The sequence below is a fragment of the Kitasatospora sp. NPDC049285 genome, from assembly GCF_040678815.1.
Lineage (GTDB): Bacteria > Actinomycetota > Actinomycetes > Streptomycetales > Streptomycetaceae > Kitasatospora.
Window position 1 is genome coordinate 30,825 of the sequence record NZ_JBFAQR010000028.1, and the last position, 12,225, is coordinate 43,049.

The 12,225-nt window shown below is 71.9% G+C and carries 10 protein-coding genes and 3 tRNA genes; 6 read left to right on the plus strand and 7 right to left on the minus strand.

All coding sequences use genetic code 11. From position 1 onward, the window contains the following. Positions 1-28 precede the first annotated feature (28 nt). Positions 29-1,414: an MFS transporter gene (locus AB0K51_RS19385; RefSeq protein WP_363456669.1), complete on the minus strand. Its 1,386-nt coding sequence runs from the start codon at positions 1,412-1,414 to the stop codon at positions 29-31. 284 nt (positions 1,415-1,698) lie between these two features. Here AB0K51_RS19385 and AB0K51_RS19390 point away from each other — a divergent pair, with 284 nt between their 5' ends. From AB0K51_RS19390 to AB0K51_RS19400, 3 genes are all read left to right on the plus strand, one after another. Further along, complete coding sequence (locus AB0K51_RS19390; RefSeq protein ID WP_363456672.1) at positions 1,699-2,247, plus strand: TetR-like C-terminal domain-containing protein; 549 nt, start codon at positions 1,699-1,701, stop codon at positions 2,245-2,247. 161 nt (positions 2,248-2,408) lie between these two features. After that, positions 2,409-3,785, plus strand: coding sequence for a serine hydrolase domain-containing protein (locus tag AB0K51_RS19395; RefSeq protein ID WP_363456675.1), 1,377 nt, complete (start codon positions 2,409-2,411; stop codon positions 3,783-3,785). A 138-nt stretch (positions 3,786-3,923) separates the two neighbouring features. Continuing rightward, complete coding sequence (locus AB0K51_RS19400) at positions 3,924-6,551, plus strand: RICIN domain-containing protein (protein WP_363456677.1); 2,628 nt, start codon at positions 3,924-3,926, stop codon at positions 6,549-6,551. 130 nt (positions 6,552-6,681) lie between these two features. On the opposite strand, the gene AB0K51_RS19405 is transcribed toward AB0K51_RS19400, so the two are convergent. The 5 genes from AB0K51_RS19405 to AB0K51_RS19425 form a co-directional block, all read right to left on the minus strand. After that, positions 6,682-7,227, minus strand: coding sequence for a Uma2 family endonuclease (locus AB0K51_RS19405; RefSeq protein WP_363456680.1), 546 nt, complete (start codon positions 7,225-7,227; stop codon positions 6,682-6,684). Positions 7,228-7,370: 143 nt separating this feature from the next. Beyond that, positions 7,371-7,444: transfer RNA gene (locus tag AB0K51_RS19410), tRNA-Phe, on the minus strand. A 28-nt stretch (positions 7,445-7,472) separates the two neighbouring features. After that, positions 7,473-7,546: transfer RNA gene (locus AB0K51_RS19415), tRNA-Asp, on the minus strand. A 42-nt stretch (positions 7,547-7,588) separates the two neighbouring features. After that, positions 7,589-7,661: transfer RNA gene (locus AB0K51_RS19420), tRNA-Glu, on the minus strand. A gap of 119 nt (positions 7,662-7,780) precedes the next feature. Next, positions 7,781-8,122: a metallopeptidase family protein gene (locus tag AB0K51_RS19425; RefSeq protein WP_363456811.1), complete on the minus strand. Its 342-nt coding sequence runs from the start codon at positions 8,120-8,122 to the stop codon at positions 7,781-7,783. A gap of 103 nt (positions 8,123-8,225) precedes the next feature. On the opposite strand from AB0K51_RS19425, the gene AB0K51_RS19430 reads away from it, so the two are divergent. After that, complete coding sequence (locus AB0K51_RS19430) at positions 8,226-8,672, plus strand: CrcB family protein (protein WP_363456683.1); 447 nt, start codon at positions 8,226-8,228, stop codon at positions 8,670-8,672. Beyond that, positions 8,669-9,028: a fluoride efflux transporter CrcB gene (gene crcB / locus AB0K51_RS19435; protein ID WP_363456686.1), complete on the plus strand. Its 360-nt coding sequence runs from the start codon at positions 8,669-8,671 to the stop codon at positions 9,026-9,028. Before AB0K51_RS19430 ends, crcB begins: the two co-directional genes overlap by 4 nt. A 42-nt stretch (positions 9,029-9,070) precedes the next feature. Here the strand turns inward: crcB and AB0K51_RS19440 are convergent, their stop codons facing one another. Further along, on the minus strand, positions 9,071-9,673 hold the full coding sequence (locus AB0K51_RS19440; RefSeq protein ID WP_363456689.1) for a hypothetical protein: 603 nt from the start codon (positions 9,671-9,673) through the stop codon (positions 9,071-9,073). Positions 9,674-9,875: 202 nt separating this feature from the next. Between AB0K51_RS19440 and AB0K51_RS19445 the strand changes: the two genes are divergently transcribed. Beyond that, positions 9,876-12,206, plus strand: coding sequence for a DEAD/DEAH box helicase (locus AB0K51_RS19445; protein WP_363456692.1), 2,331 nt, complete (start codon positions 9,876-9,878; stop codon positions 12,204-12,206). Positions 12,207-12,225 lie beyond the last annotated feature (19 nt).

Consider the following 12,225-nt stretch of genomic DNA (forward strand, 5'->3'; position numbering starts at 1 on the left):
CGGCCGTGAGTCGTCCGTGAGCCGGCGCTCAAGGGTCCTGGCGGACCGGGCCGGCGGGCGCCGCGGCCGGCTTGACGGCCAGCATCGCGACCACGATCGCGACGGCCACGAAGGCCAGCGACGCGGTGAACGCGGCGCCCAGGCCCTCCACCAGCGCGTGCTTGGCGTCGCCCGGGACCTTGGCGGCGGCGTCACGGCCGGCCGAACCGAAGATCGTGATCAGCACGCTGATGCCCAGGGTGAAGCCGATCCACTGCATGACCTCCAGGACGCCCGCCGCGGAGCCGGCGTGCTCGCCGGAGACGTCGCCCAGGATGGTGGCCGACAGCGCGGTGAACGCCAGGCCGGCGCCGATGCCGAACAGCAGGATCGGGCCGAGCACACCGGTCAGGTAGGTGGTGGAGTCCGAGACCAGCGACATCCACACCATGCCGCCGCCGATCAGCAGCGAGCCGACCAGGATGAGCGGCTTGGCGCCGACCTTGCCGAGCAGCTTGGCGGCCTGGCCGCCGGAGGCCAGGATCGCCGCGGCCATCGGCAGGAAGGCGAAGCCGGCCGTCATCGGGCTGAACGCCAGGCCGTCCTGCAGGTACTGGCTGACGAAGAAGTTCATCGCCGACATGGTGGCGACCAGGCCGACCAGGCTGACGTAGCCGCCCGCCCGGTTGCGGCTGGTGAACAGCTGCAGCGGCAGGAGCGGCTGCGCGGCCCGGCTCTCCACCAGCAGGAACCCGATCAGCAGCACCGCGGCGGCGGCCAGCGACCCCAGGGTGGTGCCGTTGCCCCAGCCGTGCTCGGCCGCGTGCAGCAGGCCGTGGACCAGGGAGGTCATGAAGCCGGCCGACAGGATGACGCCGCCGAGGTCGAACCTGCCCGGGTTGCGGTCGGCCTCGATCACGTGGAGCGGGGCGAGGACCAGCACCAGGACGGCGAACGGGACGTTGACGAACATCACCCAGCGCCAGGACGCCTCCGAGGTGAGCAGACCGCCCGCGATCAGGCCGAGCGCGAGGCTGGCGGCGTACGAGCCGGCCACGGCGCCGAAGGCCTTGTTGCGCTCCGGGCCCTCCTCGAAGTTGCTCGCCACCAGGGCCAGCGAGTTCGGGGCGGCGGCCGCGGCGCCGACGCCCTGGACCACGCGCCACACCAGCAGCATCGTGGCGGAGTCCGACAGGCCGGCGAAGAGCGACGCGACACCGAACAGGACCAAGCCGGCGATGAAGACCCGGCGGCGGCCGAGGATGTCGCCGAGGCGGCTGCCGAGCAGCAGCAGGCCGCCGAAGGCCAGGGTGTACGAGCTGCTGACCCAGGCCAGACCGGTCGCCGAGAACCCCAGGTCGGCGTGGATCTTCGGCAGGGCGATGTTCACGACGGTCGCGTCGAGACCCACCATGAACTGGCTCAGGACGATCACCAGAAGGGCGATTCCGGGCTTGCGTCGTGAGTTCGAAGCTGGTTGTGCGCCCGTCTTGCCGGTAGGCGTCGACGTGGTGGACACAGTCCTCCCCCGTGGGTGAAAATGCGAAAGCTCAAGCTGGAAAGTAGACGGTCGCGTTCACTGTAGGGAGCTCGGGCGGCGGTCCGCAAGGGCTGTCGGCGAGGGCTGTCCGTGGCGACGGATCCGGAGGTGTCGCGGGCATGGACGTTGTCAACCCTCGTGAAGCGGGCGGGAGTTCCGGTACGCGACGGCGTGGAAAGGTGCTGGAGAAGGCCGTCCTGGACGCCGCCCTCGACCAGCTCCGCACCGTCGGCTACGCGGGCCTGACCATGGAAGGAGTCGCCGCCGCCGCCGGTACCGGCAAGGCCGCGCTCTACCGCCGCTGGGCCAACCGCGACGAACTGGTCGCCGCCGCGCTCGGCAGCGTCCTGCCCGACCCGGCCGAACTCAGGCTCGGCGGCTCGGTCCGGGACGACCTGCTGACCCTGCTCGGCTGCATCCGGGACGCCATCTCGCTCACCCACGGCACGGTCTTCCAGGTCGTGCGCAGCGAGGCCGCCGGAGCCGGCGGTCTGATGCACACGGTCGTCGGCCGGCGCGTGATGGACCCCTGTGACGCCCGCATCGCCGAGGTGCTCGCCCGCGGCGTGCGCAGCGGGCAACTGCGGCCCGGCGCGGACTCCGAACTGGTCGCGACCGTCGGCCCGGCGATGATCGTGCACTACGTGGTGCACCAGGCCCCGACGGTGCCGGACGCGCACCTGCGGTCGATTGTCGACGAAGTCCTGATGCCGCTGGTCTCGGCCTGAGACTGCCGCGCGATTCTTCTCCCGCGGGAGCCGCGGCGACCGGTGGTCACGGAGAAAGGCGTCCTGGGGTCCGGACTTGAACTAAGTACTTGAACTTAGTTCAACGCGCGCGTTAGCGTGGTCGGCGTCAGCAGGAGACGCGACGACACGAGGGGGAAGCCATGGCGTACGACGCCACCGCACTGCAGGAGTTCGTCCGGGCCGCCGCCGAGGAGCACGGGGTGCCCGGGGCGGCGGTCGGGGTCCTGGTGGGCGGGCGGGAGGTGTTCGTCGGGCACGGCGTGACCAGCGTGGAGAACCCGCTGCCGGTGGACGGGCGGACGCTGTTCGTGATCGGGTCGGTCACCAAGAGCTTCACCGCGACGGCGCTGCTGCGGCTGGTCGCGGACGGCCTGGTCGACCTGGACGCCCCGGTGCGCCGGTACGTGCCCGAGCTGTGCCTCGCGGACGAGCGGACCGCCGCCACGATCACCGTGCGCCGGCTGCTCAACCACACCGCCGGACTCGGCGTACGCCTGATCGTCGAGACCGGCGACGGCGACGACGCGCTGGCCGGGTACGTCGCGCGGCTGCCCGAACTGGAGCTGATCGGCCGCCCCGGCGACCGCGCCTCGTACAGCCAGGCCGGCTACAACCTGCTCGGCCGGGTGATCGAACAGGTCACCGGCCGGAGCTACGAGCGCGCCGTCGCCGAACTGCTGCTCGGCCCGCTCGAGTTGAGCGGCACCGTGTTCACCGCCGAGGACGCGCTCACCCGCCGCTTCGCGGTCGGCCACAACGCCGACGCCGACGGCGTCCCCGTGGTCGCCCGCCAGTGGAAGGACACCCGCGGCAACAACCCCGGCGGCGGCGCGGTGTCCTGCGCCGCGGACCTGCTGCGCTGGGCCCGGTTCCACCTGGACGGCGACGCCGCCGTCCTGCCCGACGACACCCGGCAGTCGATGCAGCGTCAGACCGTCGCCCTGCGCGGCAGCACCCTCGGCGACGCCTTCGGACTGTGCTGGTTCCTGCGCGAGATCGACGGCGTCGCCACCTTCGGCCACGGCGGCTCCGCCAACGGGCAGTTCGCCGAACTGCTGATGGTCCCCGAGCACGGCTTCGCGGTCGCCGTCCTCGCCAACGGCGGCCCCGGCGGCGTCGCCTTCAACCGGGCGGTGCTGCGGTGGACCCTCGAGCACCACCTCGGCGTCGTCGACCGCGACCCCGAGCCGCTGCCGTACGACCCGGCCCGCGCCGCCGACCTGCTCGGCGACTACGACACCGACTCCATGACCCTCGCCGTCCGCGCCGACGACACCGGCCTGGAACTCGAGGTGCTCATCAAGCCGGAACTCCGGGCCGCCTCCGCGAAGGAACTCCCCGCCGACTACCCGCCCTTCCCCTTCGCCCTGCTCCCCGGCCGCGACGACGACTACCTCATCACCGCCGGCGCCTTCCAGGGCCAACGCGGCTTCTTCACCCGCGACCCCGCCACCGGCGCCGTCACCGGCATCGACCTGGCCGGACGCCTCTTCCTCCGCCGCCCGCACGGGAACTGATGCCCCGCCAATCCGGGAAAGTCCCCGGCTCGCGGCAACCTTTGCGGCGCCCGTGACCACAAGGAGGTAGACCCGGCCAGTCCCGGTGGCCGGATCGGTCCCTCTCTCGTGCACAGTCCGCAAGGAGAACCCCTACCCATGAGCAACCCCCCGAACGGCGGGCGCCGCGGGCGTCACCGCCGTCGCCTGAGCGCCACCGCTCTGCTGCTCAGCGTGCCCCTCGCCGGCGCGTCGTACCTCCTGTTCACCCACGAGGACTCGCAGGCCGCGATGGTCGACGGAGGTGCCTACTACCGGCTGCTCTCGGTCCGCAGCGGCCAGGTGATGGACGTCAACGCCTTCTCCACCGCCGAGGGCACCCGGATCCAGCAGTGGACCGACCAGAACACCGCCAACCAGCAGTGGAAACTGAAGCCCACCAGGGACGGCTACTTCGAGCTGGTGAACCGCAACAGCGGCAAGGTGCTGGGCATCGCCGGCGACTCGACCGCCCAGGCGGCCGTGGCCGAGCAGCAGACGGACCGGTCCGCCGCGTCCCAGCAGTGGCGGATCGACGACGTGAGCGGCTCCGACGCCGTCACCTTCACCTCCCGCAGGAGCGGTCAGGTCCTGGACGTCATGGGCAACTCCACGGACCGGGGCACGCAGATCATCCAGTGGCCCGGGTGGGGTGGTACCAACCAGCAGTGGAAGCTGGTGAAGGTGGCCGACAGCAGCGCGAAGCCCGGGTCCGGGGCGTACACCTGGCAGAACGCCCCGGTGGCGGGCGGCGGTTACGTCACCGGCCTGGTCTTCAACCAGAAGGAGAAGGGCCTGCTGTACGCGCGCACCGACATGGGTGGCGCGTACCGCTGGGACGTCGGCGCCGAGCAGTGGACACCGCTCACCGACTGGATCGGCCAGAAGGACTGGAACCTGCTGGGCATCGAGTCGCTGGCCACCGACCCGGTCGACCCGGACCGGCTCTACCTCGCGGCGGGCACCTACACCAACGACTGGGCCGGCAACGGCGCGATCCTGCGCTCCACCGACCGCGGCCGTACCTTCCAGCGCACCGACCTGCCGTTCAAGCTGGGCGGCAACGAGGACGGCCGCGGGGCCGGCGAGCGCCTGGTGATCGACCCCGCGAACCACGACAACCTGCTGCTCGGCACCCGCAAGAACGGCCTGTGGCGCAGCACCGACCACGGTGTGACGTGGAATCAGGTCTCCTCGTTCCCGGTCAAGGACGGGGCGAGCTTCGGCACCGGCATCTCCTTCGTGACGTACGGCCCGTCCGGCAGCAACACGGTCTACGTCGGCGTCGCCGACCGGTCCACCAACCTGTACCGTTCCACCGACGGCGGCAACAGCTGGCAGGCCGTCTCCGGCCAGCCCACCGGCCAGGTGCCGCAGCACGGAGTGCGCTCCGGTGACGGCTCGCTGTACCTGACGTACTCCAACAACCCCGGCCCCAACGACGTGACGGCGGGTTCGGTGTGGAAGTACAACACCTCCGGCGGGGCGTGGAAGAACATCTCGCCGTCCCAGGGCGGCTACGGGTTCGCCGGTCTGGCCGTCGACCCGCAGAAGCCGTCCACGGTGATGGTCACCACGCTGGACCGCTGGTGGCCGCAGGACGAGGTCTACCGCAGCACCGACGGCGGTACGACCTGGAAGACCCAGTCCGACCGGTCCGTGCGGGACGCCTCCATCGCCCCGTACCTCGGCACCGGCATCGGGCACTGGATGACCGCTCTGAGCATCGACCCGTTCGACTCCGGACACGTGATGTACGGCACCGGCAACGGCATCTGGGCCAGCAAGGACGCCAACGCGACCGACAACGGCGGCACCAGCCACTGGTTCATCGGAGCCCGCGGGCTGGAGGAGACGGCGTACTACGACGCGGTCTCCCCGCCCGGCGCCGCCGCCCTCATCACCTCGCTGGGCGACCAGGGCGGCTTCGTGTACGACGACCTGACGAAGGAGCCCACCAACCGCCTGGTCAACCCGACGATCTACAACAGCACTTCCGTCGACTACGCCCAGTCCAGCCCCTCGCTGGTGGTCCGGGTCGGCCGGGGCGGTGCGCAGGACGGCGCCCTCTCCACCGACGGCGGCCACACCTGGAACGGCTTCAAGGGCGAGCCGGTGCCCAGCGCGGACAGCGGCCACATCGCGATCGCGGCGGACGGATCCAGCTTCGTCTGGACCGAGGCCGGCCAGGCCCCGTACCGCTCCACCGACCGGGGTGCGAGCTGGTCGCGGGTCAACGGCCTGGGCAAGGATGCCGTGGTCGTCGCCGACCGGTCCTCGGCCACCACCTTCTACTCGCTGTCGGGCGGCACCCTCTACGCCAGCACCGACGGCGGCGCGAACTTCACCGCCCGCGCCGGCAACCTGCCGGGCGGCAAGCTCAGCGCCGTCCCCGGCATCGCGGGCGACCTGTGGCTCGCCGGCGACGGCACGGGCCTGCTGCACTCCACCGACGGCGGCCGCAGCTTCACCAGGCTGTCCTCGGTGGAGTCCGCCTCCGCCGTCGGCTTCGGCAAGGCCGCACCGGGCACCTCGTACCAGGCGCTGTACCTGATCGGCACCGTCAAGGGCGTCGCCGGCGTCTTCCGCTCCACCGACCAGGGCGCGAGCTGGGTCCGAATCAACGACGACGCGCACCAGTGGGGCAACTTCGCCGGCAGCCGCATCGTCACCGGTGACCCCGACACCTACGGCCGGGTGTACGTCGGCACCAACGGACGCGGTCTCCAGTACGGCGACCCCTCCTGACCCGTAAACCCGAGCGGGGCCGCAGGCACACCAGCCTGCGGCCCCGCCGCCGTGCGCCCGGGGGCTGACTGCTGGTCAAACCTGGTGGCCAGGGCGTCAACCAGTGGCGGGTAGCGCAAGCCGGCGTGGGTCAGTACGGCAGCAGGTCGCTCGTGATCAGGTCGAAGTCGAACGGCTCGGGGATGCGCAGAGTCTCGCCGAACTCGATGTCCTCACGGCGGTGGTACCTCGTACCGTCGGGCCGACTGAACAGGGTGACGGTCTTCTGCCTGGCGTCGACCAGCAGGTACAGCGGGATGCCCATCAACGGGTAGTCGCGAACCTTCCCCACCCAGTCGTTCTCCGGGTTCGAGGGGGAGACGAGCTCGACGGCGACAGCGGCGAACTCGGACGGGACCTGGTTGTCGGACGTTTCCAGCGCCTTGCTCGGAAGGTACGTCAGGTCCGGGTTGCGGCTCTTGCCGACGTTGGGCGACACCAGGTCGGTGTTCTCGCTCGGCAGCAGATCGACCGGGGCGTGCCTGTCGAACTGGCGGCGGACCAGAAGCAGGTTCCGCTGGTGGATGCCCGAGGGGCTGACCATCATGACGATGGTGTCGCCCGAGATCTCCACCTTGAATCCGTCGGGCAGGCTCCGTCGGGCCTCATCGAGGAGTGCGAAGTGCTCCGGGTTCATGCGCGGTGTCTCCTGGGGTGCGCCGGGCAACACCCTCAGAGTAGTCCGGTGCCGGGGCCGACAGCGCTCCTGCGAAGTGTTATCGGCATGAAAAAGCCCCCGCAGCGCGATGCGCTCGGGGGCTTTCTGCTGGTCAAACGTTGTGGCCAGGGCCGGGGTCGAACCGGCGACCTTCCGCTTTTCAGGCGGACGCTCGTACCAACTGAGCTACCTGGCCGTACTACGCCGCCTCTTGACGAGACGAGCGATCCCGACGGGACTTGAACCCGCGACCTCCACCTTGACAGGGTGGCGAGCTAACCAACTGCTCCACGGGACCTTGTGTGGATTGCTCCGCACAGGACCTTACTACGGTACTGCGTACCCCCAACGGGATTCGAACCCGTGCTACCGCCTTGAAAGGGCGGCGTCCTGGGCCACTAGACGATGAGGGCTTGCGGGCCCTTCCGGCCGGTGTATCCGGCGTTCGGGGACGTCGAGAAGCATATGGGATGCCGGGCGGAACGCCAAAACGGTTTCCGGTCGTCGGCGCGGCGGGGTGCTGGCGGGGGTGTCAGGACCAGCCGAGGTCGTGGAGTTCGTCGTCGTCGAAGCCGAAGTGGTGGGCGACCTCGTGGATCACCGTGGTGCGGACCTCGGCGACGACCTCCTCGGCGGTGTCGCAGTACCGCAGGGTCGGGCCGAGGTAGACGATGATCCGGTCGGGCAGGACGCCGGCGTACCACTCGCCGCGCTCGGTGAGCGGGATGCCCTCGTAGAGGCCGAGCAGGTCGGGGGTGGCGGGATCGGGTTCGTCCTCGACGAAGACCGCGACGTTGTCCATCATCGCGGCGAGCTGCGGGGGAATCTGGTCGAGCGCGTCGGAGACCAGCGCCTCGAACTCGTCCCGGGTCATCTCCACCCGCCCATTGTGGGCAGTCGGGTGACGGGATGCCAGATGGTGCGGCGGGCGGGGGAGGGCGGCAGGGCCGACTGCGGCGGGTGTTTGACTGGGGGACATGAGTACCGAGCCGAGACCGCCGTTGTTGCGCGGGCAGGGCCCGACGGTCGGCGTGGTGGCGGCCGGCGGGCTGCTCGGGGCGTGCGCGCGCTACGGCGCGGGACTGCTGTGGCGGACCGCACCCGACGCCTTCCCGTGGACGACGCTGCTGGTGAACGCCGTCGGGTGCGCGGCGATCGGGGTGCTGCTGGTGCTGCTCACCGAGGGGCCGTGGCCGCCGCACCCGTTGCTGCGCCCGTTCCTGGCGACCGGCATCCTCGGCGGGTTCACGACCTTCTCGACGTACGCGGTCGACGCCCAACTGCTGTTCGACCACGGGCTGCCCGGGAAGGCGCTGCTCTACCTCGGCGGCACGCTGCTGGCCGCACTGGGCGCGGTGTGGACGGCCGCCTCGGCGACCCGGGCGGCGCTGCTGGCCCGGGCCGAACGGAAGGCGGGCGCGTGAACTGGCTGCTGGTCGCCACGGGCGCGCTGCTCGGGGCGCCGCTGCGCTACCTGACCGACCGGGCGGTGCACTCCCGGGTCGGGTACGGCTTCCCGTGGGGGACGCTGACGGTCAACGTGCTGGGCTGCGCGCTGCTCGGGCTGCTCGTCGCGGAGGCCCCGGCCGACGTCCGGCTGCTGCTCGGTACCGGGCTGTGCGGGGCGCTCACCACGTACTCGACCTTCTCGTTCGAGACCCTGCGGCTGGCCGAGAACGGCTCCCGCGGGGCGGCGCTGGCCAACGTCGCGGCCTCGCTGGGCGGCGGCCTGGCGGCGGTGTACGCGGGCGCGGCGCTCGGCCGGGCGATCTGGGGCTGACGATCCGCGGCTGACGACCCCCGGACGGCGGATGCTGGGGCGTCACCCGTGTCCCGGCGGCACCGCCGAGCGTTGGGCACCGAAAACGGTCGGCCGTGCGGAAGGTGGCTCGGTGATGGCGGTTGGGTCGGCGCGTCGACGGATGACGACGGGCGCGGTGCTGGCGACGCTCGCCGCGCTCGGGATGAGCGGCTGCATGTCGGTGGGGGCGCAGACCCCGGACGGGCCGGTCGAGGCGCGGCCGTCCGGCACGGGCACGGCCAGCGCGAAGGCGGGGCAGGGGACGTCCGCCCACCAGGGCGGCCAGCGCGGGGAACGCGGCGGGACGTTGAGCATTGACGGTGCGTCACCCGGCACCAGCCCCGCCGTCGGGGCGGAGCCCCCGGGTGCCACCCCGGCGCCGGCCGGGCTGCCCGGCGCGCCCGTGGTGGTGCCCGCGCCGAGCGGCAGCAGCGTCGCGCCGTCCGGGACCCCGAGCGCCGGGCCCGGGACGCCCGCCCCCAGCCAGTCCGCCGGGACGGGCCCCTCGTCGAGCCCGCAGCCCAGCTCCCCGGCGCCCTCGCACTCCGCGGCGCCGAGTGCGACGCCCAGCGGACCGGGCAGCGCGGCGCCCAGCGAGTCGCCCAGCGGGCACTGAACCTTCATTCGAGGGCTCTGGCCAGGGCATTTGCCTCTGATCCCCAGGCTCCCCTATGGTGGTAGATCGTTCGTTTGATCCTATTTGGCTGGCGCCTCTCACACTCTCAGGGCGCCCTTGGCGCGTTCCGGCGATCCGTGGCTGACCGCATAGAGGCGGTTTTCAACAGAACCCCGGACTTTGGCGCGTGCCACTTCCGGAAGGTTTTGCATGTCTCTCGTTGACGACGCCCGCTTCGCCATGCCCGCGAACGGGTCTGACGCCGCCGACACCCTCGACACCTCGCTCGACACCGACGCGCTCGACGCGGAGCTGGCCGAGCTCACCGACGCCGACGCCGACGCCGACACGGACGGCGAGGCGGACACCGACACCGCCGCCGCCGAGCCCACCCTCACCTTCGGTGACCTGGGCCTGCCGGACGAGGTCGTCCGCGCCCTCGCCAAGCGCGAGGTCACCACCCCGTTCCCGATCCAGGCCGCGACCATCCCGGACGCGCTGGCCGGCAAGGACGTCCTGGGCCGTGGCCGCACCGGCTCCGGCAAGACCCTGAGCTTCGGCCTGCCGCTGCTCACCCGCCTGGCCGGCGGTGACCGCACCCGGGCCAAGCACCCGCGCGGCCTGATCCTGGTCCCGACCCGCGAGCTGGCCATGCAGGTCGCCGACGCGCTGGAGCCGTTCGGCTCGGTTCTCGGCCTGCGCCTCAAGGTGGTCTGCGGCGGCACCTCGATGTCCAACCAGATCTACGCGCTGGAGCGCGGTGTGGACGTCCTGGTGGCGACCCCGGGCCGCCTGCGCGACCTGATCAACCGCGGCTCCGCCAAGATGGACGACGTCGAGATCGCCGTCCTGGACGAGGCCGACCAGATGGCCGACATGGGCTTCCTGCCCGAGGTCACCGAGATCCTCGACCTGGTGCCGGCCGGCGGCCAGCGCCTGCTGTTCTCCGCCACCCTGGAGAACGAGATCGACACCCTGGTCAAGCGCTACCTGAAGAACCCGGTCACCCACGAGGTCGACCCGTCGGCCGGCGCGGTCACCACCATGACCCACCACATCCTCGTGGTGAAGCCCAAGGACAAGGCGCCGATCACCAACGCCATCGCCGCCCGCAAGGGCCGGACGATCATCTTCGTCCGCACCCAGATGGGCGCCGACCGGGTCGCCCAGCAGCTGATGGAGGCCGGGGTGAAGGCCGACGCGCTGCACGGCGGCATGACCCAGGGCGCCCGTACCCGCGTCCTCGGCGACTTCAAGGACGGCTACCTCAACGTGGTCGTCGCCACCGACGTCGCCGCCCGCGGCATCCACGTCGACGGCATCGACCTGGTGCTGAACGTCGACCCGGCGGGCGACCACAAGGACTACCTGCACCGCTCCGGCCGCACCGCGCGCGCCGGCCGCTCCGGCACCGTCGTCACCCTGGTGCTGCCGCACCAGCGCCGCGGCGTCTTCCGCCTGATGGAGGACGCGGGCGTGGACGCCTCGCGCCACATCCTCGACCACGCCTTCGACGCCGAGGTCGCCAAGATCACCGGCGCCCGCTCGCTGGTCGAGGTGCAGGCCGAGAGCGCGGCCGGCATCGCCGGCGCCGCCGAGCGCGAGGTCGCCGAGCTCGCCCGCGAGCTGGAGCGCGCCCAGCGCCGTGCCAACGAGCTGCGCGAGGAGGCCGACCGCCTGGCCGCCCGTGCCGCCCGCGAGCGTGCCGACCTGGGCATCGAGGACGAGGAGCCGGAGGCCGCCGACGAGACCGTCGCCGCCGAGGCCGTCGTCGAGGCCGCGGAGCCGACCACCGGCGAGGCCCCGGCGGCCGAGCAGCGTGACGAGCGCGCGCCGTCCTACCGCGAGGCCCGCACCGAGCGCCCGGCGTTCAACCGGGACCGCGACCGGGACCGTGGCGGCGACCGCGGCGGCTTCAACCGCGAGGACCGTGGCGACCGCGGTGGCCGTTCCTTCGGCAACCGTGACGACCGTGGCGGCCGTTCCTTCGGCAACCGCGACGACCGTGGCGGCTTCAACCGTGACGACCGTGGTGGCCGCTCCTTCGGCGGGAACCGTGACGACCGCGGTGGCTTCAACCGTGACGACCGTGGCGGCCGCTCCTTCGGTGGAGACCGTGAGCGTGGCGGCTTCAACCGTGACGACCGCGGTGGCCGCTCGTTCGGCAACCGCGACGACCGCGGTGGCTTCAACCGTGACGACCGTGGCGGCCGCTCCTTCGGTGGAGACCGTGAGCGTGGCGGCTTCAACCGTGACGACCGCGGCAGCCGCTCCTTCGGTGACCGTCCGGCGCGTTCCTTCTCGGACCGTCCGTCCTTCGGCAACCGTGACGACCGCGGCGAGCGCGGCGCCGGCCGTCCGTTCGTGCGCCGCGACGACCACCGCACGGGTGGGCGTCCGCAGGGTGGCTTCAACCGTGACGACCGCGGTGGCCGTTCCTTCGGCGGCAACCGTGACGACCGCGGTGGCTTCAACCGTGACGACCGCGGCGACCGCGGTGGCTTCAACGGTGGCGAGCGCAAGCCGCGCTGGAAGAACTGACACCTCGTCACAGCACGCC

Excerpts from the sequence above, each read along its gene's own strand:
- AB0K51_RS19395 (WP_363456675.1), top strand. The coding sequence starts at position 2,409 with ATGGCGTACGACGCCACCGCACTGCAGGAGTTCGTCCGGGCCGCCGCC.
- AB0K51_RS19400 (WP_363456677.1), top strand. The coding sequence starts at position 3,924 with ATGAGCAACCCCCCGAACGGCGGGCGCCGCGGGCGTCACCGCCGTCGC.
- AB0K51_RS19405 (WP_363456680.1), bottom strand. The coding sequence starts at position 7,227 with ATGAACCCGGAGCACTTCGCACTCCTCGATGAGGCCCGACGGAGCCTG.
- AB0K51_RS19425 (WP_363456811.1), bottom strand. The coding sequence starts at position 8,122 with ATGACCCGGGACGAGTTCGAGGCGCTGGTCTCCGACGCGCTCGACCAG.
- AB0K51_RS19430 (WP_363456683.1), top strand. The coding sequence starts at position 8,226 with ATGAGTACCGAGCCGAGACCGCCGTTGTTGCGCGGGCAGGGCCCGACG.
- AB0K51_RS19440 (WP_363456689.1), bottom strand. The coding sequence starts at position 9,673 with ATGAAGGTTCAGTGCCCGCTGGGCGACTCGCTGGGCGCCGCGCTGCCC.
- AB0K51_RS19445 (WP_363456692.1), top strand. The coding sequence starts at position 9,876 with ATGTCTCTCGTTGACGACGCCCGCTTCGCCATGCCCGCGAACGGGTCT.